The organism is Rathayibacter sp. AY1B8 (assembly GCF_002932775.1).
Lineage (GTDB): Bacteria > Actinomycetota > Actinomycetes > Actinomycetales > Microbacteriaceae > Rathayibacter.
Window position 1 is genome coordinate 22,094 of record NZ_PSWJ01000009.1, and the last position, 23,578, is coordinate 45,671.

A 23,578-nucleotide genomic window follows, 5' to 3' on the forward strand; every position below is an offset into this window, starting at 1 on the left:
ATGGTGCAGGTCGACCGCGGCGAGCACCTCCGCTCGGGGGAGTGGCTCGAGCTGAACCGCACGTACTGGGAGGAGCGCACCGGCGAGGGTGCGCTCCACCCGGAGCTCGTCACCGCGGCGCTCCTCGGCCCCGGGCCGAGGATCCTCCAGCTCGGCTCGGGCGACGGGCTCGACGCGCTCGAGCTCGCCGAGCGCGGCGCCCGCGTGGTGGGCGTCGACTTCTCGATGTCCGCGGTGCGCCGAGCACGCGCCGCCGCCGCGGACAGGGACCTCGCCGGCTCCGCCCGCTTCGTCTGCGCGAACCTCTACGAGCTGCGGCACATGCTGCCGGAGCCCGACTCGTTCGACGTCGTGCTCTGCAGCGCCGGCGTCGTCTCGTGGCTCCCCGACCTGGAGGAGTGGGCGCGGCTGGTGGAGTGGTTCGTCGCCCCCGGCGGAGCGGTGCTCGTCGCCCCGTCGTCGTCCGCTCCCGTCGGCGCCGACGTCCGCACCTGGTCGCGCACCTCGTCCGAGCTCGCAGCCGCCCTGACGGCGGTCGGGCTGAGCGTGGACGAGAGCGTCGTGCTGCGCGCCGCCAAGCCCGCCTGAGACCGGAGCCCGCTCCCACCGCCGCGTCGATTTGCATCGGCGCCGGAACGCGTGTAATGTCTCTTCTTGTGCCGCGGGGTGGAGCAGTTCGGTAGCTCGCTGGGCTCATAACCCAGAGGTCGTAGGTTCAAATCCTGCCCCCGCAACAAGAAAGCGAAAGCCGGTCCGGAGAAGGGCCGGCTTTCGTCGTTAACACGGGTCGCGGACGTGCTTCCCGCGGCTGACAGTGCGCGGGCCGAGACCTCAGTCGCCCTCGATCACGCTCAGCACGTTGCCCGCCGGATCGCGGAACCAGCAGATAGTCGGCCCGTGGCCGCGCATCACTCCGTCCGCATCGGTCGGCAGCGACGGGTCGTCGTAGATCGCCGTGGTGACGCCTGCCGCGTGCAGCTCGGCGACCGCCGCGTCGACGTCCTCCACCGAGAAGTTCAGGATCGTGAACGACGCCGGCTCGTGGTCCGGCTTCGGGTACGCGATCGCGCGGCCTCCACCCGGCAGCCGGATGTCGAGGATCCCCATCGCGTTCAGCTCGACCTCGAGCCCGAGCACTCCGCCGTAGAAGGCCCGCGCCGCCTCCACGTCGTCCACGCTGAAGCCGCTGAAGGCCCTCTCGCTCCGGATCATCGCCGTCCTCCGTCCCGCGGCCGCACCGTCGCGCCCGCTCCGCTCCGGACGCTACTCCGGTCGCCCGTCCGCGTCACCGTCGGATCCGCCCGCGGCGCCGCCGACCGCGAGCCGGTCTCGCGCGACCCGCATCCGCGGACCGGCCTCCCGACGCTCCGCGCCGACGCGTGTGCCGGACCGGCCCGCACGTTAGGCTCGACCCCGATGCGAGGGGTGCTGCTGTGAGGGACGAACGCGGAGACGACGGCTCGAACGAGGGGCTCGGCGGCCGCCCGACCCGGCGGAGCCTGCGGCAGGCGCCGCACGCGCTGCCCGCGGCACGCGTCGCCACTCCGGTCCTCACGCCCGTCCGCCCCGTGCGGCGCCGCCGGGGCCGTGTCTTCCGCGCGACCGTCAGCACGGTCGCCCTCGCCGCCATCGCGGGCCTCGTGGCGGTCTCCGCGCTCCCCGCCTACTCCTTCGACCCGGCACCCGATTCGCAGGCCGCCGTCGAGGCCGCCGCCCGCGTGCAGGCGCTCGGCAACCAGAAGCTCACCGTCGCGGCGACCGCGGTCCAGGAGCAGGTCATCCGCGACTCCTTCACCGCACCGACCCAGGCCCAGCTCGACGAGGCGGCCGCCCAGGCGCGCGCGCTCGCCGCCGCCGAGCAGGCCGCCCGCGACGCCGAGACCGCCCGCCTCGCCCAGGAGGCGCAGGCCGCGGCCGGCACGACCGGCGCGGACGGCGCCGCCGCGGGCAGCGGCGGCACCAGCACCTCGGTCACGCCCCGCGAGGAGGGCGACGACTACCCCTGGCGCGACCAGCTCACCGACGACCAGGGCGGCGGCCTCTCGCCGCTGCGGTACTACTACCGCGAGTGCGTCGACTTCGTCGCCTGGCGGATCAACCGCGACCAGGGCTCGACGAGCGCACCCTTCAAGTGGACCTGGGGCAACATGACCCCGGGCGGGGGCAGCGCCTACGCGTGGGCCGGCCAGTGGGCCTCCCACGGCTGGGTGACCAGCAGCACGCCCGTCCCCGGCGCGGTCGCCTGGTTCACCGGCAACCACGTCGCGTACGTGCAGGCCGTCAACTCCGACGGCACGGTCTCGCTCGAGGAGTACAACTGGGGCAACGACCACGCGTACCACAAGCGCACCATCCCGGCCTCCCAGGTCGCCCTCTTCCTCTACCCGCCGAGCTGATGACCGGCGCCGTCGGCATGGCCGTGGCGCAGTTCGCCCCCTCGACGGACCGGGAGGCGAACATCGCGACGATCGGGCGCCTGGCCCGGATCGCCGCCGAGCGCGGCGCGAGCATGGTGGTGCTGCCGGAGTACAGCTCCGCCTTCACCGATCCGCTCGGGCCCGAGCTGGTCGCGGCGGGCGAGGCGCTCGACGGCCCGTTCGTCACGGCTCTCGCGGCCCTCGCGCGCGAGCTCCGGATCCACCTCGTGGCGGGCATGGTCGAGGAGATGGACGGGCGCCGCATCGCGAACACGCTCGTCGCGCTCGACCCCGAGGGCGCGCTCGTGGCCCGCTACCGCAAGCTGCACCTGTACGACGCCTTCGGCCAGACCGAGTCGGAGTGGGTCGCCGCGGGGGAGATCGCCGCACCCGAGACGTTCGAGGTCGGCGGCCTCGTCGTCGGGCTGCAGACCTGCTACGACCTGCGCTTCCCGGAGGTCAGCCGCTGGCTGGTCGACGCCGGGGTCGACGTCATCGCGGCACCGGCCGAGTGGGTGCGCGGCCCGCTCAAGGAGGCGCACTGGCGGACGCTGGTCACCGCCCGCGCGCTCGAGAACACGGTGTACCTCGTCGCAGCCGACCAGACCCCGCCGATCGGGGTCGGCACGAGCATGATCGTCGATCCGATGGGCGTCGAGACCGTCACCCTCGGCGAAGTCGAGGATGTCGCCGTCGCCTGGGTCTCGCGCGAGCGGATCGACGCGGCGCGCGCGAAGAACCCCGCTCTGGCGCTGCGGCGCTTCCGGGTGCTGCCGCTCTGACCGCCGCCCCCGGCCCGACGGCGCCGGGCATCCGACCGAATCCGCTGAGGCCGGCTCCTCAGCGCGTCATGCGGGCGAGGCCCGCGACCGCGGTCTCCAGCACCTCGAACCGCTTGCAGAAGGCGAAGCGGACGAGCGAGCGGTAGGGAGCGGCGTCCTCGGGGCGGCAGAACGCCGACACGGGCACCGCCACCACTCCCGCGAGATCCGGGAGCGCCCGGCAGAGCTCGACCCCGTCGTCGTAGCCGAGCGGTGCCGCGTCCGCGACGACGAAGTAGCCGCCCGAGGAGGGCGCGACGCCGAAGCCCGCAGCAGCCAGGCCCGCCGACAGCAGGTCCTTCTTGGCCGCAAGAGTCTGCGCCGCGCCGGTGAAGAAGGCGTCCGGGAGCCCGAGCCCGAGGGCGACGGCCCCCTGGAACGGCGAGCCGCTGACGTAGGTGAGGAACTGCTTCACGGCGAGGACGGCCGTGATCAGCTCGCGCGGGCCCGTGACCCAGCCGATCTTCCAGCCCGTGGTGCTGAAGGTCTTGCCCGCCGAGGAGACGGAGAGCGTCCGCTCGAAGGCTCCGGAAAGGGAGGCCAGCGGGACGTGCGGGGTGTCGAAGCGCAGGTGCTCGTAGACCTCGTCCGTCAGGATCACGGCGTCGTGCCGCTCGGCGAGCCGCACGATCAGCTCGCGGGTCTCGGCCGGGAGGACGGCACCGGTCGGGTTGTGCGGGTCGTTCACCAGGATGACGCGCGTGCGGTCGCTCACTGCGGCGGTCAGCTCGTCGTGGTCGACCGCGAAGGAGGGGCCGCGCAGGAGCACGGTGCGATGCACCCCTCCGGCGAGGGCGATCAGGGCTCCGTAGGCGTCGTAGTGGGGCGTGAAGGTGACGACCTCGTCGCCCGGCTCGAGCAGGGCCAGCAGAGCCGCGGCCAGGGCCTCGGTGGCGCCCGTGGTGACGAGGACCTCGCCGTCGGGGTCGAGGGAGATCCCGGAGAAGCGCAGCCGGTGCGCGGCGATCGCCTCGCGCAGGACGGGGAAGCCGGGACCCGGCGGGTACTGGTTGAGCCCGGACGCGATGGCGTCGCGCGCGGCGTCGAGGATCTCGCGCGGGCCGTCCTCGTCCGGGAAGCCCTGGCCGAGGTTCACCGCTCCGGTGCGCAGGGCGAGCGCGCTCATCTCGCTGAAGACGGTGGCGGCGACCTCGCCACAGGGGCCGAGGAGGCCGGCGCCCGCCGCGGCGCGCGACCAGGATCCGGGAATGCTCACGTGCCCAGTGTGCCCGCTCGAGCAGTCCGGCCGGTTTCATTTCCCGCTCGCAGGCCCGTCATAAGAAACCCCCAGGTACGATCGCCAAGCTATCCCCGCTTGGAAGGAGCAGCACCCATGACCGAGAGTCACGAGGGTCCTCGTCAGCCGGAGGAACCCACCACGCCGACGGAGTCCGGCGCCCGAGAGGCGACCGAGCGCACCCCCGGCGAGAGCTCCGGAGCGTCGTCCTCGACCACCGGGCCCACCGAGCCGATCCACCGGGGCGGAGCGCACCGCGAGAGCGAGAACCCGACCGTCCCCTACCCCTCCTCCTCGGCCCCCCAGCCGCCGTACACGCCGAACGCGACGGCCGGCAACAAGGCGCAGCCCGTCTCCCAGCCCGCCCGCTACGGGCAGTACGCGCCGCCCGCCGCGAACACCCTGCACGGCTCCGAGGAGCCGCCCTCCTCGAGCCCCTTCGGCCCGGGCGCCGAGTACACCCCCGCCCCCACCGCCACGAAGCGCCGAGCCGGAGTGGGCGTCGTCGCGGCGCTCGCCATCGGCGCGGTCGTGGGCGGAGTCGCGGGAGCCGGCGTGTTCGGCCTCTGGTCCGCCACCAACGGCGGCGGGACCCGCGTGGTCTCCGCCGGCGGCTCGCAGACGATCACGGTCAACAACGCCGAGGACGCGACGACCGCCACCGCGGTCGCCGCCAAGGCCACTCCGAGCGTCGTCACCATCGCGGTGAGCGGCAGCTCGTCCGCCGGCACCGGCTCCGGCATCGTGCTCTCGAAGGACGGCTACGTCCTGACCAACACCCACGTGGTCACCCTCGACGGCGAGATCGCGAACGGCGCCGTCTCGGTCACGACCAGCGACGGCCGGATCTTCGACGCGACCGTCGTCGGCACCGACCCGACCCTCGACCTCGCCGTCATCAAGCTGACCGGCGCGACCGACCTCAGCCCGATGACGTTCGCGGACTCCACCAAGATCAACGTCGGCGACACGGCGGTCGCCATCGGCGCCCCGCTCGGCCTCTCCGGCACGGTGACCGACGGCATCGTCAGCGCGCTCAACCGCAGCATCCAGGTCGCCTCCTCGGCGGCTCCGGACGACTCGGGCGACAGCTCGAGCGGCGGCACCGAGAGTCCGTTCAACTTCGACATCCCGGGCCAGCAGGCGCCGACCCAGGCGAAGAGCACCATCTCGCTGCCCGTCATCCAGACCGACGCGGCGATCAACCCGGGCAACTCCGGCGGCGCGCTGCTCGACAGCGACGGCGAGCTGATCGGCGTGAACGTCGCGATCGCGAGCGCAGGCCAGTCCTCCTCGAGCGGCCAGTCCGGCAACATCGGAGTCGGATTCGCGATCCCGAGCGCGATCGCCGAGCGCATCGCGAAGGAGATCATCGCGAACGGCTCCGCCTCGCACGGCCTGCTCGGCGCGAGCGTCTCCGACTCGACCGCGGACGTCCTCGGCGCCCGCATCGAGGAGGTCTCCGGAGGCGGTGCCGCGCAGGCGGCCGGTCTCGCCAAGGGCGACATCATCACCGCGATCGACAGCACTCCGATCACGAGCGCGTCCGACCTCACCGCGCAGGTCCGCGCGCAGGCCGCGAACGCCGCGGTCGAGCTGACCTACGTCCGCAACGGCCAGAGCTACCAGGCGAAGGCGACGCTCGGCCAGATGGCCGCCGGCTGACCCTCCGCCACCGCGCACAGCCCCTCGAGGATCCGTCCCCGGGGGGGCTGACCCTCCGCCGCCGCGCACAGCCCCTCGAGGATCCGTCCCCGGGGGGCTGTTCCGCGTCCGGGCCCGGCCCGGGGCGCGGCGCTCCCCGCTGGTAGGGTGGTGGATCCCTGCGCCCGCGCTCCTCCCGCACGAACTGGACCCATGCAGCACGAGATCCCGGAAGACGACCTCTCCGACCTGCCCGGCGTCTCCTACGTCATGCCCGTCCTCAACGAGGTCGCCCACGTGCGCGCCGCGGTCGACTCGCTGCTGCACCAGGACTACACCGGCCCCTTCGACGTCGTCCTCGCCGTCGCCCCGAGCATCGACGGCACGGAGCAGCTCGTCGCCGAGCTGAGCGCGGCCGACCCGCGGATCCGCGTCGTGCCGAACGAGGTCGGCTCCACTCCTGCGGGCCTCAACGCCGCGATCCGCGCCTCGCGCCACCCGGTCGTCGTCCGGGTCGACGCGCACTCCGTCCTGCCGCCCGAGTACGCGCGCACGGCGGTCGAGGCGCTGCAGCGCTCCGGAGCGGCGAACGTCGGCGGAGTGATGGCGGCGGAGGGCCTCACCCCGTTCCAGCGCGCGGTCGCCCGGGCCTACGGCTCCCGCATCGGGCTGGGCGGCACGCCCCACCACGTGGGAGGCGAGGAGGGCCCGGCCGACACGGTGTACCTCGGCGTCTTCCGCCGCTCCGCCCTCGAGCGCGCCGGCCTGTTCGACGAGCGCTTCAAGCGCGGGCAGGACTGGGAGCTGAACCGGCGGCTGCGCGAGCGCGGCGAGGTCGTCTGGTTCACTCCGCGCCTCACCGTCACCTACCGGCCGCGGCCCTCGATGCGCGCGCTGCTCCGGCAGTTCCTCTCGACCGGGATGTGGCGGGGCGAGCTCACCCGGATGTTCCCGGCCTCGCGGTCGCTGCGCTACTTCGCTCCGCCCGTGCTCGTCGCGATGCTCGCGATCGGGCTGCTCGTCGGGCTGGCGGGAGTCGTCCAGGTGCTCGCCGGAGCCGCGCCCTGGCTCCTGCTCGGGTTCGCGGTGCCCGCCGCCTACCTCCTCCTGGTGGCGGCGGCCACTCTCGTGGTCGCGCGGCCGGACGGCGCGCGTGCGATGCTGTGGTTCGCCGTGGTCATCCCGGCGGTCCACGTGGCCTGGGGGACCGGCTTCGTGCTCGGCTTCGCCGGGCTGACCAGCAACATCTCCGCCCACCGCCACCAGCCGCGGTCCGACTCGCCGAGGGGCGCATGACCACGACGACGAGACCCCGCTCCATCGCCGAGCTGCGCGCCGTCGCGCAGCCCCCGGAGGTGCGCGGGCGCCGCAACGCCGAGCACTGGACGGCGTCGCTCTACCTGCGCCGCTTCTCGCCCTACCTGACCTGGCTGCTGCTGAAGACCTCCATCTCGGCGAACGGCGTCACCGGGCTGATGATCCTGGTCGGCTGGAGCGCGGCGGCAGCCCTCCTGATCCCGGGGATCGCCGGAGCGGCGCTGGCGCTGCTCCTCGGCCAGCTGCAGATGCTGGTGGACTGCTGCGACGGCGAGGTCGCGCGCTGGCGCCGCACGTCCTCGCCGGCGGGCGTATTCCTCGACAAGGTCGGGCACTACACGACCGAGGCGCTGATCCCGATCGCGCTCGGGCTGCGAGCGGCGGGCGTCCCGTTCGAGGCGCCGGCGGACTTCCTCTGGACCACGATCGGCTTCGCCCTGGCCCTGGTGATCGTCCTCAACAAGGCGCTCAACGACATGGTGCACGTGGCGCGCGCGAACGCCGGTCTCACGAAGCTGGCCGACACGAAGGGCGAGGCGGTGCCGTCCTCGTCCGGGCTGGCGGGGCTTCGCCGCGCGGCCCGCTTCCTGCCCTTCCACCGCCTCTACCACTCCGTCGAGCTGACGATGCTGGCCTTCGCGACCGCCCTCGTGGGCCTCGTCGTCGGAGCGGGCACGGCCGACCGGGTCCTCGTCGGGGCGCTGCTGCCGCTCGCCCTCCTCGCCCTGGTCGGCCACTTCGTCGCGATCATGGCGTCCAAGCGTGTCCGCTCCTGAGCCGCGGGTCGGCGTCGTCGTCCTGACGCAGGGGACCCGGCCCGACGACCTCGCCGCGGGGCTGGCCGGCGTCCTCGCGCAGGAGGGCGTCGAGCTGGACGTCGTCTGCGTCGGCAACGGCTGGGAGCCCGACGGCCTGCCCGAGGGAGTGCGCGCCCTGGCGCTGCCCGAGAACCTCGGCATCCCCGCGGGCCGGAACGCCGGAGTCGACGCCGTCGCGGGGGAGTACCTCTTCTTCCTCGACGACGACGCCCGGATCCCGTCTCCCCGCTTCCTCGTCGACGCGATCGCGCTGCTCGCCTCGAACCGCCGCATCGGCCTGGTGCAGCCCCGCGTCGACAGCACGGACGGCACGCCGAGCCCAAGGCGCTGGATCCCGCGGATCCTCAAGGGCGACCCCCGCCGCTCCGGCCCCGTCTTCTCGGTCTGGGAGGGAGCGGTCGTGCTGCGGCGCGACGTGTTCGCCCGGACGGGCGGCTGGGCGGCTCCGTTCTTCTACGCCCACGAGGGCATCGAGCTGGCCTGGCGGGTCTGGGACACGGGTCGCACCGCCTGGTACGCGGGAGAGCTCGTCGCCCAGCACCCGGTCATCCAGCCGACCCGTCACGCCGACTACTACCGGCTGAACGCGCGCAACCGCGTCTGGCTCGCCCGCCGCAATCTCGCCGCACCTCTGGCGCTCGTCTACGTGGGGTCCTGGACCGCGATCCAGTGCCTCCGCTGGCGGCGCGACCCGGCCGCCCTGCGCGCCTGGTTCGCCGGCTGGCGGGAGGGATGGCGCTCGGATCCGGGCGGCCGGCGCGTCCTCTCGGCCCGCACGGTGCTCCGGATGGCGTTCGCCGGGCGTCCGCCGATCGTCTAGCATCGGGGAATCCGCCCCCGCCGGGGCCCCCGAAAGGACGACGGTGTTCGATTCGACCCAGCTCTCCCCGCCCGAGCGCGCCGAGGCGGAGGTGACCCCTGCCGGACCGGATCTCCTGACGGCGGTCCGCGAGCGCCTCGGCGCCGTCGACGACGAGTTCTCCGGCCGCCTCGACGAGCACCTCCCGCGCCTGGTCGATCTGCTCGCCACGGTCTACGCCGGCCGCGACGACCTCGAGGACCAGCTGGTCGCGATCGTCGAGCTCGCCGCCGCCTCCTGGGAGGAGCGGCCCGAGGAGCTCCGCGCGCTCGACCGCGCCCGCGAGCAGCACCCGACCTGGTTCCTCTCGAACAAGGCTCTGGGCGGGGTCTGCTACGTCGACCGCTACGCGGGCGACCTCGAGGGGCTGCGCGCCGAGATCCCGTACCTCCGCGAGATCGGCCTGAACTACCTGCACCTGATGCCGCTCTTCGATGCGCCCGAGGGCGAGTCGGACGGGGGCTACGCGGTCTCGAGCTACCGGCGCGTGCGGCCGGACCTCGGCGACATGGAGCAGCTCCGCGGGCTGGCCTCCGAGCTGCGTGAGCAGGGCATCGCACTCGTGGTCGACTTCGTCTTCAACCACACCTCGAACGAGCACGAGTGGGCGCAGCGCGCGCTCGCCGGCGAGCAGCGCTTCGAGGACTACTACTGGATCTACCCGGACCGGGAGCAGCCCGACGCCTTCGAGCGCACGACGCGCGAGATCTTCCCGGACGACCATCCCGGCTCCTTCGTTCAGCTGGAGGACGGGCGCTGGGTCTGGGCCACGTTCCACCGCTACCAGTGGGACCTCAACTACTCCAACCCCGAGGTGTTCCGGGCGATGGCGGGAGAGATGCTCTTCCTCGCCAATCAGGGCGTCGACGCACTGAGGATGGACGCGGTCGCGTTCATCTGGAAGGAGCTCGGCACCACCTGCGAGTCGCAGCCGCAGGCGCACCTGCTGCTGCGCGCGTTCAACGAGGTCTGCCGCCTGGCCGCTCCGGCGCTGCTGTTCAAGTCCGAGGCGATCGTGCACCCCGACGAGGTGATCGAGTACATCGACGTCGAGGAATGCCAGCTCTCGTACAACCCGCTGCAGATGGCGCTCACCTGGGAGGCGCTCGCCACCCGCGACGTCCGTCTCCTCTCGCAGGCCCTCGAGCGCCGGCACGCCCTCCCCGAGGGCACGGCCTGGGTCAACTACGTGCGCGGGCACGACGACATCGGCTGGACCTTCGCCGACGAGGACGCCGCCGAGCTCGGGATCGACGCGGCCGGCCACCGCCGCTTCCTCAACGACTTCTACACGGACCGGTTCGACGGCACCTTCGCCCGCGGAGTGCCGTTCCAGGAGAACCCGCGCACCGGCGACCGCCGCGTCTCGGGCACCACCGCGTCCCTCGCCGGAGTGGAGGCGGGCGACGCCTACGGGATCGACCGCGTGCTGCTCGCGCACTCGATCGCCCTGAGCACCGGCGGGCTGCCGCTGCTCTACCTCGGCGACGAGGTCGGCCAGCTCAACGACCACGGCTACCTCGACGACCCGACGACGGCCGGCGACTCGCGCTGGGTGAACCGGCCCCGCCGCCCCGCGGAGCGCTACGACGAGCGCGAGGTCCCGGGGACGGCCGCGAGCGAGGTCTTCGGCGGGCTGCTGCACCTCATCGCCGTGCGCAAGGCCGTGCCGATGTTCGCGGGCACCGAGCTGAGCGTCTTCGACCCGGTCAACGACCACGTGCTCGGCTACCAGCGCCCCGGCGACGGGGAGTCGGTGCTCGTGCTCGCGAACGTGTCGGACGAGGTCCAGGAGGTCGCGGCCGAGCGGTTCGGCGGGTTCGCCGCGGAGGCGGTCGACCTGGTCACCGAGATCGCGGTCGACCTGCGCGAGGGCTTCCGTCTCGCGCCGCTGCAGTTCGTCTGGCTGAGGGTGACCCCGGCCTGATCGGACCGCGCGAGGCCCCCGGCGCGGGGGCCGTCGCCGGTACCCTGGGGCGGATGACTCCCGCTCCCCGCGCCCTCCTCGCCCGCCTCCGCACCGACGCGCGACTCGCGCGCAAGGTGGGCGGCGAGCTTCTCGCGGCCCGCCGGGCCCGCCACGCGGTGACCCGGCTGCTCGCGGAGCGCGGGCCGCTGCCCGAGGGCCGGTTCGAGATCGGCGTCTACTTCGCCGACGGCGACATCAACCTGTACCAGCTGCGGCAGTGGTACCGGCCGCTGGCCGAGCTGGCGGAGACGCATCCGGTCGTGCTCCTCAGCCGCAACGCCGGCGCCGCGGAGGTGCTGCTGCGCGAGAGCCCGGTCCCCGTCGCCTACGTCCGCTCCGTCGCCGACCTCGAGAGCACCATCGCGAGCCAGCCGCTGCGGATCGTGCTCTACGTCAACCAGAACGCCCGCAACTTCCAGATGATGCGCTACGGGCGCCGCTGGCACGTCTTCGTCAATCACGGCGAGAGCGACAAGATGTACATGACGACGAACCAGTTCAAGGCGTACGACTACAGCATGATCGCCGGGGACGCCGCCCTGGCCCGGCTGCGCCGCGTGCTCTGGGACTACGACTTCGACAGGCGCGCCCTCGCCATCGGCCGTCCTCAGGCGGACCACTTCGCCGGCGCCGTGCCGTTCACGCCCGACGAGCGCCGCGTGGTGCTCTACGCGCCGACCTGGGAGGGCGACCGCCCCGCCGCGGGCTACGGCTCGATCCGGAGCCACGGCACGGCCCTCGTGCGCGGGCTCCTGGCCGACCCGCGGTTCCGGCTCGTCTACCGCCCGCATCCCCGCAGCGGCGCGGTCGACTCCGACTACGCCGCGGCCGACCGGGCGATCGTCGCGATGATCGCCGCCGCCAACGCGGCCGATCCGCGCGCCGGTCACGTGCACGACACCGGTGCCGAGCTCGGCTGGCAGCTCGCCGCCGCCGACCTCGCGATCCTCGACGTGTCGGCGATGGTCTACGACCGGCTGGCCACGGGGCGCCCGCTGCTGGTCACCCGGCCCGTCAGCGCCGAGGCCGAGGTCGACGAGAGCGGCTACCTCGGCGACGCGGAGTGGCTGCACGCCGAGGACGCCTCCGCGATCATCGCGCGGATCGACAGCGCCGAGCACGATCCGGAGTCGGTCGAGCGGCTGGAGCGCTGGGTGCACCGCTACTTCGGCGACACGTCGCCCGGAGCGGCCACGCGGCGCTTCCACGAGGCGATCGAGCACCTGCTCACCGAGTGGGAGCGGCACGCCGCTCTGCACCGGGGCGACGGCGCGGTCGACGACCACGATCCGGAGGGCTGAGCGGGCGGGAGCACCGCTCGAACGGCCGCGTCAAGGGTGGGCCGGTCGCCGGGCGGCCTCCCGGCGCCCCGCTACGCTCGTCCCATGATGACCCCGCGCGCCTTCGCCCGCTCCCGCCGGCGCCGGTCGGCACCCGCCCAGCCCGCGGTCGAGCCGGACATCGTGGTCTCCGCCGACCCGGAGAAGCCGGTCTTCACGATCCGCTCCTTCCGCATCGGCCTGTTCGGCGCGCTCGGCGTGCTGGTGGCGCTCGTCCTGGGCGGCCTCGTCGTGCAGCTGGGCACGGTGCTGACCTACATCTTCGTGGCGCTGTTCTTCGCGCTCGGCCTCGATCCGCTGGTCTCCTGGCTCGAGAGCAAGCGCCTGCCGAGGCCGCTCGCGATCACAGCGGTATTCGCCGCGGTGGTGCTGATCTTCGCCGGCCTGCTGGTCTACATCATCCCGATCCTGGTCGAGCAGCTGACGATCTTCGTCACGAGCGCCCCGCAGATCGTCACCGACATCGCCTCGCAGCAGTGGGTGCTCGACCTCGAGCAGCAGCTGCGCGGCGTGATCGACATCGACGAGCTGATCGAGAGCGTCCAGAGCTTCATCGGCAACCCCAACAACCTGCTCTCGCTCGGCGGCGGACTGATCGCGGTCGGGACCGGGATCGCCAGCGGCGTGACCGGCGCCGTCATCGTGCTGATCCTGACGCTGTACTTCCTCGCGTCGCTGCGCTCGATGAAGGCCGTCGCCTACCGCTTCGCCCCCGCCTCGCACCGCGCGAAGGCGCACGAGGTCGGCGACGAGATCACCGGCGCCGTGGGCCGCTACGTGGTCGGCCAGGTCTCACTCGCCGGCGTGAACGGCGTGCTCACGTTCATCCTGCTGCTCTCGATCGGCGCCCCGGTGCCGGCGCTGCTGGCCTGCGTCGCGTTCCTCGGCTCCCTGATCCCGCTGGTCGGCACGCTCTCGGGCGCCGTGATCATCTCGCTCGCCTGCCTCCTGGCCTCGCCGCTGACCGCGCTGGTCGCCGCGATCTACTACCTCGTCTACATGCAGGTCGAGGCGTACCTCCTCAGCCCCCGCATCATGAACAAGGCCGTCTCGGTCCCCGGTGCGGTCGTCGTGATCGCGGCGGTGGCGGGCGGCACCATCGCGGGCGTGCTCGGCGCCCTGGTCGCGATCCCGGTCGCGGCCTCGGTGATCATCGTCGTGCAGAAGGTCGTCTTCCCCCGTCAGGACGCCAAGTAGCGGACCGCACCGCGACGGCCGGTCCGCTCAGCGGCAGGGCGGCACCGCGCCGTCGACCGCGGCGCTGAAGCGGCGGACCGACTCCGGGACCGCGACGCCCTCCTCCGCCGGCACCGGCGCGAGCGTGCGGGTGACCAGGGGCACGACGCCCGCCCAGACCCCGGCCTCCGGCTCGTCGCCCGCTCCGTGCGCGCGCACCTTCAGGCTCGCCTCGGCCAGGGGGAGGCGCAGCACCAGCGTGGCCGCGATCTCGCGGGCGGTGCTCGCTCGCACCTCCTCGTCGCGCCCCGGCAGGAGGCGTGCCACCAGCAGATCGAGGGCCCGCGCCTTCTCCTCGCCCTCCAGCACCTCGGCCCGGCCGATCACCATCGCCGAGCGGTAGTTCATCGAGCTGTCGAAGGTGGAGCGGGCGACGACCAGTCCGTCGACCAGCGTGACGGAAGCGGTGAGGAGCGAGTGCCGCGCCGCCTCCCGCAGCAGTCCTCCGCCGCTCGACCCGTGCAGCAGGAGGGAGTCGCCGTCGCGGGCGAAGAGGATCGGCAGCACGATCGCGGCGCCGTCCCGCACGACGGCGACGTGGGCGACGAGCGCCTCGTCGAGCAGGGCGTGCAGCTCGGCGGGATCGGTGCGCTGGCGGTCGCGGAGACGGGAGACGCGGGTGCGGTCGGTGACGGGGCGGCTGTCCATGTCGGAATCGTCCCGCGCCGACTGGATCTGCCAGGATGCCACTGGGCCGCGATCGGAGTGGTCCAGAGCGGAGCGGTCGATGGCGTCGGGCGATCTGGAGATCCCGCTCCTCCTCGGGCCGTCGCCGCGCGGCTCGGTCCGCGCCGGGCTCGCCGAGGCGCTGCGCCAGGCGGTGCTGGACGGGCGCTACCGGGCGGGCGATCCGATCCCGTCGAGCCGCGTGCTCGCCGAGCGGCTCGGCGTCTCGCGGGGCTCCGTCGTCGCCGCGGTGGATCAGCTGGTGGGGGAGGGCTACCTCGTCGCCCACCCGCGCGCGGCGGTGACGGTCGCCTCCGACGGACTGCTGGCGCCGGCGCCGGAGGAGCCGCGGCCGGAGTCCGGGGAGACCGTCGTCCCGCCCGCCGCGGCGGACCTGCGGCCCGGCAGGCCGGACACCCGCGCCCTCGACACCCCGGAGTGGCGGGCCGCCTGGCGCCTGGCGCTCGCCTCGCCGCCCTCGGCGCCTCCTCGGGGTTCCGGGGACCCGGCCCTGCGGGAGCAGATCGCCGAGCAGCTGCGCCGGTCCCGCGGCGTCGACGTGCAGGTGTCGGACGTAGTGGTGACCAGCGGCACCGCGGGCGCCGTCGCGCTCCTGGCCCGCGCCGCCTCGGCCTCGCTCGGACGCGAGGTGCGCGTGGCCGTCGAGGACCCCGGCTACCCGGCCGTCCGGCGCCGCCTGCGCGCCGACGGGCACGAGGTCGTCGGCGTCCCGGTGCGCGGCGACGGCATCGACCTCGACGCTCTCGCGAGCTCCGGCGCGGACGTGGTCGTCGTCACTCCGTCGCACCAGTACCCGACCGGCGGCAGGCTCGCCCTCGCCGAGCGCCTGGAGCTGGTGCGCCGCGCGTCGGCCGGCCCCCTGCTCGTGGTGGAGGACGACTACGACAGCGAGTTCCGCTACGTCGGCGCCCCGCTGCCCGCGCTCGCCTCGCTCGACTCCGGCGGCGGAGTCGCCCATGTCGGGTCGTTCTCGAAGACCGTCTCGCCGTGGCTCCGCATCGCCTACCTGGCCGTTCCGCGGGCGTCCTGGCTCCGCGGGGCGCTGACCGGCCTCGACGACGAGAAGGACGCCTCCGCCTCGGGTCCGACGCAGGCGGCGCTCGCGCAGTTCATGGCGAGCGGGGCGTTCCGGAGGCATCTCACGCGCTCGAGACGGCGCTACGCCCACCGCCGTGAGCTGGTCCACGCATTCGGGGAGTCGGTGCCGTGGGGGCGCGCGAGCGGACTCGACGGGGGTCTGCACGTCGTCCTCTCCCTGCCCGCGCCTCTGGACGCGCACGCCGTCGCGGCCGCGCTGCTCCGGGAGGGACTGCTCGTCGCCACTCTGCACGAGTACGCCCTGTCGGGACGGGCCGCGACCGAGGCGCTGGTCCTCGGCTACGGCCATGTCGGCGACCTCGAGCTCGCTGCGGCGCTGGACCTCGTCGACCGGACCGTCCGCGCGCTCGCCGCCGGGGCCGTCCGTGGTATCCCTGGAGGATGACCCGCGACTCCGCCCTGCACATCACCGACGATCCCTACGCCGACGCGCTGCTCAGCCGCGACCCGCTGGCGCTGCTGATCGGGATGCTCCTCGACCAGCAGGTCGCGATGGAGACGGCCTTCTCCGGGCCCCGCAAGATCGAGGAGCGCCTCGAGGCGGAGGGCGCCTCGTTCGACGCCGCGTCGATCGCGGGCTTCGACGAGGACGCGTTCTCGGAGCTCTGCCGGACTCCGCCCGCGATCCACCGCTACCCGGCGAGCATGGCGGGGCGCGTGCAGGTCCTCTGCCGCGCTCTGGTCGACGACTGGGACGGCGACGCCGCGGCGGTCTGGACGCGCGACGAGCCCGACGGCCGCACGGTCCTCGCGCGTCTGAAGGCGCTGCCCGGCTTCGGCGAGCAGAAGGCGCGGATCTTCCTCGCCCTGCTCGGCAAGCAGCGCGGATTCTCGGGGGAGGGCTGGCGCTCGGCCGCGGGCGCCTACGGAGAGGAGGGCGCCTTCCGCTCGGTCGCCGACATCGTCTCTCCGGAGTCGCTGACGAAGGTCCGCGCCACCAAGCAGGCCGCGAAGGCCGCCGCCAAGGCGGAGAAGTAGGGCCGGGGGCGGCGGCCGGATGGATCGAGCGCTCGACGACGGTCCCGGTCGCCGTCTCCGCAGTCGCAGGCCGAGCAGCCCGACCCGATGATCCCCGCCGCCACCGCCCGGCTGCGCTTCCGCGAGATGACCGCCGAGGACCTCCCCGACATGGCGGACCTGCTCGGCGACCCGGTCGTGATGCGGTACTACCCCGCGCCGAAGGACCGCGAGCAGGCAGCCGCCTGGATCGAGTGGAACCGGCGCAACTACCGCGAGCACGGCTTCGGGCTGTGGATCGTCGAGACCCTCGACGGCGAGTTCGTCGGCGACTGCGGGTTGACCTGGCAGCGCGTCGACGGCGGGATCGAGCTCGAGGTCGGCTACCACGTGCGGGCCGGTCTGCACGGCCGCGGCTACGCAACCGAGGCGGCTGCGGCCTGCCGCGACTTCGCGCTCGCCCACCGCCTCGCGGGACGACTCGTGGCGCTCGTGCACCCGGACAACGCCGCCTCGAGGCGCGTCGCCGAGAAGACCGGCTTCCGCGTGATCGCCGAGGACCGCGACGGCGGCGGACTCGTCCGCACCGTGCTCGGGATGCCGCTCGTCGGGCCCGGGCGCCGGCCTCGGGAACGCTGACCGAACGCCTCCGACGGCTCCGGACCATCGCGCGCGGAGCAGGCCCTGAGCTGGAGCAGATCCTGAGCTAGATCCGGTCCTCCAGCGCCGCGATCAGCGCCGCGCGGTCCTCACGGAGGATCGAGGCCCCGCCCCCCGGCACGGTCCGCACCTCGACGCCGCGGCCGGCGAGGACGCCGCCCAGCGAGCCGTGGCCCAGCGGGTCCTCCGGCATCACGGCGAGCGTCGGCACGGGGAACGTCTCGGGGGCCTCGGCCGCACCCCGTGCCGTCAGCCCGCCGGCGGAGTCCTGCTCCCAGAGCGCGTGGGCCGACACGTCGAGCTCGATCTGCTCGTCCGTCCAGATCGGGTGGCGGTGGCGGAGGGAGTCGGCGTCGCCCTTCTCGACGTGCGCGACCGAGCCGCCGCGGTGGAGCGCGCTCGTCAGTCCCCGGGCGTCCGAGAACGCGGGGTCGAGCAGGACGAGCCGGTCGGCGCCGTACTCGGGGGCGAGCCGGGCGGCGACGACGGCGCCGAGGCCGTGGCCGATGACGAGGTCGGGGGTCTGCAGCACCGAGGCGCGGACGTCCGACGCCCAGCGCTCCGGCGAGTACACGGGCGATGCCGGCGAGCCGCCGTGACCGGCGAGATCGGGGGCCACCACGCGGTAGCCGTGCTCGTGCAGCGTCGGGACCAGGGCGTACCAGATCCGGGAGTCGGAGCCGAGGCCGTGGAGGAGGAGCGCCGTCCGCTCGCCCGTTCCGCCGTAGTCGCGGACGAACAGCGCCAGCGGCTCGGCCGGCGCGGCGGCCAGCGCCTTCCGCTCGGCGCGGGTCGGCTCGAGCACGAGGGTGTTGCCGAACGCCTGCGGTGCCGGCCCGAACGCATCGCGCGCGCTGTGGATCACCTTGCGGCCGAGCATCGCGTTGCCGACGCCGCCCAGTGCCGCTCCGATCCCGAACGGCATCGCCCGGCCGACCAGGCCCGCGCCCTGCTGGGCGAGGAAGTGCTTGGCGAAGGACTTCTTCGCGCGGTCCGCCAGCTCGCCCACGAGGAAGGACGGCAGGCCCTTCGTGACCACCGAGCCCCAGTACTGGTTGAGGCCGCTGCCCCCGCCGACGGCCTGCCCGGCCACCTGGCGCACCATCTCGCTGCCGGAGGAGCCCATCATCAGCGTGAGCACGAGGGCCCGCGCGCGGTCCGGGTCCTCGAGCGGGATCCCGTGCACCTCCGTCACCGACTGCGCGAAGAGCGCGCTCGCCTCCAGGAACCCTGCGGCTCCCGCGCCGGAGAGAGCCACCGAGGCGGCCGTGCCGATGCCGGGGACGACGGCGGTCGCCCCGATCGCCGCGCCTCCCGCGGCCACGCTCGAGAGGTACTGCCGCTCGAGAGACGTGATGATCTGCTCCGGAGTCGCCCCGGGACGCCGGCGCCGCAGCAGGCGGATGTTCGCCAGCACGGCCGGGCGCTGCACCGCGAGGAGCCGGTCGAGCAGCTTCGCCAGCTGCGCGTTCTCGGAGCCGTCGGCCTGCTCCACCTCGCCGGCCCTCTCCACGGCGCGCTCGCGCTTGCGGTCCTTCTGGGCCATGTCGTGCACTCCTGCGTCCTCGGGCGCCGCGTGCGGGAGGGGTCAGTCGTCGGAGACGGTGCCCTGGACGGGCGGGCCCTCGGCCGGCGCCGTGCTGCTCCGCGGTGTCGGCGCGTAGTCCTCAGCGTAACGCGCGAGCACCTCCTCGATCGGCGCGTCCAGCACCAGGCGGCCCTTGTCCAGGTAGAGGCCGCGCGTGCAGAAGCGGCGGAGGTCGCGCTCGTTGTGCGAGACGAAGAAGAGGGTGCGGCCGGAGGCGAGCAGCTCCTCGATCCGCGCGTAGCACTTCTCGCGGAACGCCCTGTCGCCGACCGCGAGCACCTCGTCCACCAGGATGATCGGCTCCTCGAGCCGCGACACGACGGAGAAGGCGATGCGCACCTTCATCCCGCTCGAGAGGTGCTTGTAGGGGGTGTCGAGGAAGTCGCCGATCTCGGCGAACTCGATGATCGAGTCGAAGCGCGCGTCGACCTCGCGCTTGGACATCCCGTGGAGACCCGCGGTCAGGTAGACGTTCTCGCGGACGCTCAGGTCGGCCACGAAGCCGCCGGTGATCTCGATGAGCGGAGCGACGCCCCCGCGCACCTCCACCGCGCCCTCGTCCGGCAGCACCACGCCGGCGACGAGCTTGAGCAGCGTCGACTTCCCCTGACCGTTCCGGCCGACGACACCGATCGCCTCGCCCGCCCGCACCTGCACGTCGAGCCCGCGCAGCGCCCAGAACTCGCCGGGCCGCGAGCGGCGGGAGCGGCCGGCGAAGAGGTCCTTGAAGGAGCGGCGGCCCCGCCGGTTGCGGCGGAAGCGGATCCCGAGGCCGCGGCACTCGATGACCACCGGGGCGTCGGCCATCACAGCTCCTTCAGCACCGCGCGCTCGGAGCGGCGGAAGACGACGAGGCCCAGCGCCAGCACGAGCACCGAGAGGCCCGCGGAGGCGAGGATGAGCGGGACGTCGAGCTCGCTCTCGAAGAACGCGGAGCGGTAGAGGGCGAAGATCCCGCTGAGCGGGTTGAGCGCCGCGAGCGGCCGGATCTGCTCCGGCAGGTTGGCCGTGGAGTAGATGATCGGCGACGCGTAGAAGAGGAACCGGAGCACGAGCTTCACGGCCCGCTCCAGATCTCGGAAGAACACCACGAGCGGGGCCACCAGCAGACCCACGCCGAGCGTGAGCACCGCCTGCAGCAGGATCGCCACGGGGAACAGCAGCGCCGCCCAGGTCAGGTGCGCGCCGGCGATCACGGCGAAGAGCACCAGCACCGGCAGGCTCGCCACGAACTCGATGCCCTTCGAGAGCACGATCCGCCCGACCCAGATGGTCCGCGGGATCGACGTCGACCGCACCAGCTTCGCCTCGCGGAGGAACGCGCGGGTCGCGTCGGAGGTCGCCTGGTTGAACCACATCCACGGCAGCAGGCCCGCGAGCAGGAAGACGATGTACGGGTCCTCGCCGACGGTCCGCCGGAAGACGACGGTGAAGACGAAGAAGTAGATGCCCGACATGACGAGCGGGTCGAGCACCGACCAGACGTAGCCGAGCGCGCTCGTGGCGTACCGGACGGTGAGGTCGCGCCTGGTGAGCAGCCAGAGGGAGTGGCGGTAGCGCCAGGCCCGGGAGCGCCGGTGGCGCAGGGCCGTCTCGGTCGCGAGGGTGTCGGCCGTGCTCACTGCGCGACTCCTCCCGTCGGCTCCGCTCGAGCCGGGGGAGGAGCCGGGAGCGTCAGACGAAGAGGTTCGCGCGCTCGAGGTCCTCGGCGAAGTCCACCTCGACGGCGTAGAGGTCGGAGATGTCCATCGGCTCGACGAGCAGGCGGTCCTGCTCGATCGCCAACTCTATGCCACGCTCGAAGTAGTCCTGGGCGTCGACCCGGGCGAGCTGGCGCACCAGCGCGGCCTTGTCGGAGGCGGACACGTAGTTGATCCCGACCGCCTCGCCGAGGCCGCCGCGCACCGTCTTGGAGAGCTCCTGGATGAAGCCCTCGGCGCTCGTCGTGTACTTGACCTCCTCGTCCGACACCTTCGAGGTGTTGACGGTGACGAAGGAGACGTCCTTCGCGATCAGCGCGGCCGCCCGGTCGAGGATGCGCGGGTCGAAGACGACGTCGCCGTTCATCCAGAGCACGCCGCCCTGCCCGCTCGCCTGCAGCGCGCGGAGGAGGCTCTTGGAGGTGTTGGTCTGGTCGTACTGCTCGTTGTAGACGAACGTCGCCGAGGGGAAGGCCTCGATGATGTGCTCGAGCTTGTAGCCGACGACGATGCTCACCGGGACCTTCGTGCCGAAGGCGTGGTGGATGTTGTCGAACTGCTGCTGCATGATCGTGCGCCCGTCGCTGAGCGGCGTGAGCGGCTTGGGAAGGGAGCGGCCGAGCCGGCTGCCCATCCCTGCGGCGAGGATGACGACGGTGGCGGGGCTGCTGCTCGTCGAACCTGTGTGCATCATCGTGTGTTCTCCTCGAATTAACCGCTGCGTCTCGATCTGATCGACTCCTCGGGTAGAGACCTAGTGTACAGTTCACGCCCCCCGGGGCCAGGGTGGTTGACCTCTCGCCGTGTCGCCGGGTGTCGGCGCGGGCGCCGGGGGCCCGCGGGCGAGTTGGTACCGTAGCCGGATGACGTCCGTGACGAACGCCGAGCCCGCTGAGGGTGCCGCGGATCCGGACGGCGCCTCGCCCGTCGTCTTCGAGCTGCACCAGCTGACCCGGACCTTCGGGAGGACGGTGGCGGTCGACCGCATCGACCTGGCCGTCCGCGCGGGGACCTTCTACGGGATCATCGGCCCGAACGGCGCGGGCAAGACCACCACGCTCTCGATGATGACGGGCCTCCTGCGACCCGACACCGGCCGCGTCCTCGTGCACGGCGTCGACGTCTGGAAGGACCCGTCGGCCGCGAAGCCGCTGATCGGGGTCCTGCCCGACCGCCTCCGGCTGTTCGACCGGCTCACCGGCGCCCAGTTCCTCGCCTACTCCGCCGCGCTGCGCGGCATCGACCTCGCCACGGCGAAGCAGCGCACGGTCGAGCTGGCCGAGGCGCTCGGCCTCTCCGACGCGCTGGAGCGCCTGATCTCGGACTACTCCGCGGGGATGGCGAAGAAGGTCGCCCTCGCGGCGGCGATGATCCACGCTCCGCGCGTGCTGGTCCTCGACGAGCCGTTCGAGTCGGTGGACCCGGTCTCCTCGGCCGCCGTGATCACCGTGCTGCGCCGCTTCGTCGAGGGCGGCGGCACCGTCGTCCTCTCCAGCCACGGGCTCGACTTCATCGAGCGCGTCTGCGACGACGTGGCCGTGATCGTCGGCGGGCGCGTGCTCGCCTCCGGGACGGTCGCGGAGGTCGCCGGCACCGCGACGCTGGAGGAGCGCTTCCTCGAGCTCGCGGGCGGCAAGCAGATCGCCGAGGGGCTGCAGTGGCTGCACGACTTCTCCGGCTGAGGGTCGACGTCCTCCTGGGCGCGTTCCGCTCCGGGCCCGCGCGCTCGGCCGGCGCCGTCCTGGGCGTGCTCGTGGTCGTCGCGGTGACGGCCCTGCTGATCGCGGCGATCGGCGCTCTGCGCTCCTCGGACGCGGCGGCGGGCGCTCTCGTGACCGCCGGCGGCCTCGTCTCCGTCGGCTTCCTGGTGCTGCCCTTCCTGCTCGGCCCGCTCGACCCGATGGATCCGCGCGCGTTCCGCCTCTTCGGCCTTCCGCCGCTCCGCCTCGCCGGGGCGCTCGCCCTGGCCGGCCTCGTCTCGGTCCCCACGCTCGCCCTGCTGGTGGTCGGGCTCGCGAGCGCGCCGCTCGTCCCGGGCGCAGGCGCCTTCGCCGTGGTCGGCCCGCTCCTCGCGGTGGCGACGGCCTCTCTGTTCGCGCGGATCGGCCTCGCCGCCTCCGCCGCCCTCGTCCCCTCCCGGACCGCCCGCGAGCTGCTGGCCGTCCTCGGCCTGGTGCTGATGCTCGGCGGTCCCGCCGCCCTCGGTGCCGCCGCGCTGGTCGACACGGGGGACACCCCGGTGCTCGAGCGCTGGGGTGCGGCGATGGGGGCCACTCCGTTCGGTGCGGCGTGGATGATCGCCCCGGCCGCCCGGACCGGCGACGCACTCGGCCCGCTCCTGCTGGCCCTGGCGACGCTCGTCGCGGCGGGCGCGCTGTGGTGGCTCGTCGTCCGCCTGCTGACGGAGCGGCCCGAGCGCACGCACCGGCCGCCGCGCGGCCTCCGGCTGGGCTGGTTCGACGTCCTCGGCTCGACCCGGACCGGCGCGATCGCGGCGCGCAGCATCACCTACTGGCTCCGGGATCCGCGCTACCAGGCGTCGCTCGTCGCCGTGCCGGTGCTGCCGGTCGCAGCCCTGCTGCTGCTCGCGGTCGTCGGCGTCCCCTTCTCGCTGCTCTCGCTGCTCCCGGTCCCGCTGATCGCGCTGTTCCTCGGCTGGTTCCTCCACAACGACGTCGCCTACGACGGATCGGCGTTCTGGCTCCACGTGGCCGCGGGCGTCCGCGGCTGGTCGGACCGGCTCGGCCGCGCCTTCCCGACCCTCCTGCTCGGCGTGCCGGTCGTCGTGCTCGGATCGCTGATCAGCAGCGCGACCTCGGGGCTCCCCGATGCGCTGCCCGTCGTGCTCGCGGTGAACACCTGCCTCCTGCTCGTCCCCGCCGGCGTCGCCAGCGCCGTCTCGGCACGGCTCGCCTATCCGGCTCCGCGCCCGGGCGACAGCGCGTTCACGCAGCCCCAGGCCCCCGGAGCCAGCGGCGCCGGTCCGCAGTCCCTCGCGTTCGGCCTGGGGCTGCTCCTCTCGGCTCCGGCCGTGGTGCTCGGCGTCCGGGCCCTGTTCGTCGACCCGGAGGCGGCGGGCGACGCCGTGCTCGTCGGCTTCGGCAGCGCCGTGGTCGTCTTCGCCCTCGGCGTGCTCCTCGGCGGCCGGCTGTTCGAGCGTCGCGCGACCGAGCTGGTCGCGTTCACCAGCCGCTACTAGCGCCGCCCGATCCGGAGCGCACGGCCGCGGG

At 73.6% G+C, this 23,578-nt stretch carries 22 protein-coding genes and 1 tRNA gene; 16 read left to right on the forward strand and 7 right to left on the reverse strand.

The features are described 5' to 3' along the window. The gene (locus tag C5C63_RS07595; protein ID WP_104325806.1) at positions 1-588 is read left to right on the forward strand and encodes a bifunctional 2-polyprenyl-6-hydroxyphenol methylase/3-demethylubiquinol 3-O-methyltransferase UbiG; all 588 of its coding nucleotides are present in this window, start codon (positions 1-3) and stop codon (positions 586-588) included. 72 nt (positions 589-660) lie between these two features. Beyond that, positions 661-734 (forward strand) — tRNA-Met (locus tag C5C63_RS07600). 97 nt (positions 735-831) lie between these two features. Here C5C63_RS07600 and C5C63_RS07605 read toward each other — a convergent pair. After that, on the reverse strand, positions 832-1,212 hold the full coding sequence (locus C5C63_RS07605; RefSeq protein WP_104226951.1) for a VOC family protein: 381 nt from the start codon (positions 1,210-1,212) through the stop codon (positions 832-834). Positions 1,213-1,433: 221 nt separating this feature from the next. Here C5C63_RS07605 and C5C63_RS07610 point away from each other — a divergent pair, with 221 nt between their 5' ends. Both C5C63_RS07610 and C5C63_RS07615 read left to right on the forward strand, forming a co-directional pair. Then, on the forward strand, positions 1,434-2,396 hold the full coding sequence (locus tag C5C63_RS07610; protein WP_104250123.1) for a CHAP domain-containing protein: 963 nt from the start codon (positions 1,434-1,436) through the stop codon (positions 2,394-2,396). Continuing rightward, positions 2,396-3,199, forward strand: a complete 804-nt coding sequence (locus C5C63_RS07615) for a carbon-nitrogen hydrolase family protein (RefSeq protein ID WP_104292002.1) — start codon at positions 2,396-2,398, stop codon at positions 3,197-3,199. Before C5C63_RS07610 ends, C5C63_RS07615 begins: the two co-directional genes overlap by 1 nt. Before the next feature lie 58 nt (positions 3,200-3,257). On the opposite strand, the gene C5C63_RS07620 is transcribed toward C5C63_RS07615, so the two are convergent. After that, a complete protein-coding gene (locus C5C63_RS07620) occupies positions 3,258-4,454 on the reverse strand; it encodes an aminotransferase class I/II-fold pyridoxal phosphate-dependent enzyme (protein WP_104325807.1) in 1,197 nt (398 codons plus the stop codon). A gap of 117 nt (positions 4,455-4,571) precedes the next feature. Between C5C63_RS07620 and C5C63_RS07625 the strand changes: the two genes are divergently transcribed. The 7 genes from C5C63_RS07625 (at position 4,572) to C5C63_RS07655 (ending at position 13,619) form a co-directional block, all read left to right on the forward strand. Beyond that, positions 4,572-6,140 (forward strand): S1C family serine protease, encoded by a 1,569-nt coding sequence (locus C5C63_RS07625; protein ID WP_104325808.1) that lies wholly within the window; start codon positions 4,572-4,574, stop codon positions 6,138-6,140. Positions 6,141-6,332: 192 nt separating this feature from the next. After that, a complete protein-coding gene (locus C5C63_RS07630) occupies positions 6,333-7,415 on the forward strand; it encodes a glycosyltransferase family 2 protein (RefSeq protein ID WP_181067779.1) in 1,083 nt (360 codons plus the stop codon). Beyond that, on the forward strand, positions 7,412-8,212 hold the full coding sequence (locus C5C63_RS07635) for a CDP-alcohol phosphatidyltransferase family protein (protein WP_104223579.1): 801 nt from the start codon (positions 7,412-7,414) through the stop codon (positions 8,210-8,212). Before C5C63_RS07630 ends, C5C63_RS07635 begins: the two co-directional genes overlap by 4 nt. After that, entirely contained in the window at positions 8,199-9,074 is an 876-nt protein-coding gene (locus tag C5C63_RS07640; RefSeq protein ID WP_104226957.1) for a glycosyltransferase family 2 protein, read from the forward strand. Before C5C63_RS07635 ends, C5C63_RS07640 begins: the two co-directional genes overlap by 14 nt. Before the next feature lie 115 nt (positions 9,075-9,189). After that, positions 9,190-11,040 (forward strand): amylosucrase, encoded by a 1,851-nt coding sequence (locus tag C5C63_RS07645; protein WP_104328584.1) that lies wholly within the window; start codon positions 9,190-9,192, stop codon positions 11,038-11,040. 53 nt (positions 11,041-11,093) lie between these two features. Then, on the forward strand, positions 11,094-12,383 hold the full coding sequence (locus C5C63_RS07650) for a hypothetical protein (RefSeq protein WP_258059840.1): 1,290 nt from the start codon (positions 11,094-11,096) through the stop codon (positions 12,381-12,383). A gap of 84 nt (positions 12,384-12,467) precedes the next feature. Next, the gene (locus C5C63_RS07655) at positions 12,468-13,619 is read left to right on the forward strand and encodes an AI-2E family transporter (RefSeq protein WP_258063449.1); all 1,152 of its coding nucleotides are present in this window, start codon (positions 12,468-12,470) and stop codon (positions 13,617-13,619) included. Positions 13,620-13,646: 27 nt separating this feature from the next. Here C5C63_RS07655 and C5C63_RS07660 read toward each other — a convergent pair whose 3' ends face one another. Beyond that, complete coding sequence (locus C5C63_RS07660; RefSeq protein ID WP_104325809.1) at positions 13,647-14,306, reverse strand: pyridoxamine 5'-phosphate oxidase family protein; 660 nt, start codon at positions 14,304-14,306, stop codon at positions 13,647-13,649. Positions 14,307-14,385: 79 nt separating this feature from the next. Here C5C63_RS07660 and C5C63_RS07665 point away from each other — a divergent pair, with 79 nt between their 5' ends. The 3 genes from C5C63_RS07665 to C5C63_RS07675 all read left to right on the forward strand — a co-directional run bounded on the left by C5C63_RS07665 (position 14,386) and on the right by C5C63_RS07675 (position 17,039). After that, a complete protein-coding gene (locus C5C63_RS07665; protein WP_181068006.1) occupies positions 14,386-15,828 on the forward strand; it encodes a PLP-dependent aminotransferase family protein in 1,443 nt (480 codons plus the stop codon). Continuing rightward, the gene (locus tag C5C63_RS07670; protein ID WP_104325811.1) at positions 15,825-16,421 is read left to right on the forward strand and encodes an HhH-GPD-type base excision DNA repair protein; all 597 of its coding nucleotides are present in this window, start codon (positions 15,825-15,827) and stop codon (positions 16,419-16,421) included. The genes C5C63_RS07665 and C5C63_RS07670 overlap by 4 nt, the downstream gene beginning before the upstream one ends. An 87-nt stretch (positions 16,422-16,508) precedes the next feature. Further along, entirely contained in the window at positions 16,509-17,039 is a 531-nt protein-coding gene (locus C5C63_RS07675; RefSeq protein ID WP_104325812.1) for a GNAT family N-acetyltransferase, read from the forward strand. Positions 17,040-17,106: 67 nt separating this feature from the next. Here C5C63_RS07675 and C5C63_RS07680 read toward each other — a convergent pair whose 3' ends face one another. From C5C63_RS07680 to C5C63_RS07695, 4 genes are read right to left on the reverse strand one after another with little or no spacing between them, the layout of a single operon-like run. Next, positions 17,107-18,606, reverse strand: coding sequence for an alpha/beta hydrolase (locus C5C63_RS07680; protein WP_104317461.1), 1,500 nt, complete (start codon positions 18,604-18,606; stop codon positions 17,107-17,109). Between the two features lie 42 nt (positions 18,607-18,648). Further along, positions 18,649-19,455, reverse strand: coding sequence for an ABC transporter ATP-binding protein (locus tag C5C63_RS07685; RefSeq protein ID WP_104223571.1), 807 nt, complete (start codon positions 19,453-19,455; stop codon positions 18,649-18,651). Beyond that, a complete protein-coding gene (locus C5C63_RS07690; RefSeq protein ID WP_374954094.1) occupies positions 19,455-20,270 on the reverse strand; it encodes an ABC transporter permease in 816 nt (271 codons plus the stop codon). The genes C5C63_RS07685 and C5C63_RS07690 overlap by 1 nt, the downstream gene beginning before the upstream one ends. A gap of 52 nt (positions 20,271-20,322) precedes the next feature. Further along, the gene (locus C5C63_RS07695; RefSeq protein ID WP_104226983.1) at positions 20,323-21,039 is read right to left on the reverse strand and encodes an NTP transferase domain-containing protein; all 717 of its coding nucleotides are present in this window, start codon (positions 21,037-21,039) and stop codon (positions 20,323-20,325) included. A gap of 172 nt (positions 21,040-21,211) precedes the next feature. Here C5C63_RS07695 and C5C63_RS07700 point away from each other — a divergent pair, with 172 nt between their 5' ends. Both C5C63_RS07700 and C5C63_RS07705 read left to right on the forward strand, forming a co-directional pair. Next, entirely contained in the window at positions 21,212-22,030 is an 819-nt protein-coding gene (locus C5C63_RS07700) for an ABC transporter ATP-binding protein (RefSeq protein ID WP_104223570.1), read from the forward strand. Next, complete coding sequence (locus C5C63_RS07705; protein WP_104325813.1) at positions 22,006-23,547, forward strand: ABC transporter permease; 1,542 nt, start codon at positions 22,006-22,008, stop codon at positions 23,545-23,547. Before C5C63_RS07700 ends, C5C63_RS07705 begins: the two co-directional genes overlap by 25 nt. Positions 23,548-23,578 lie beyond the last annotated feature (31 nt).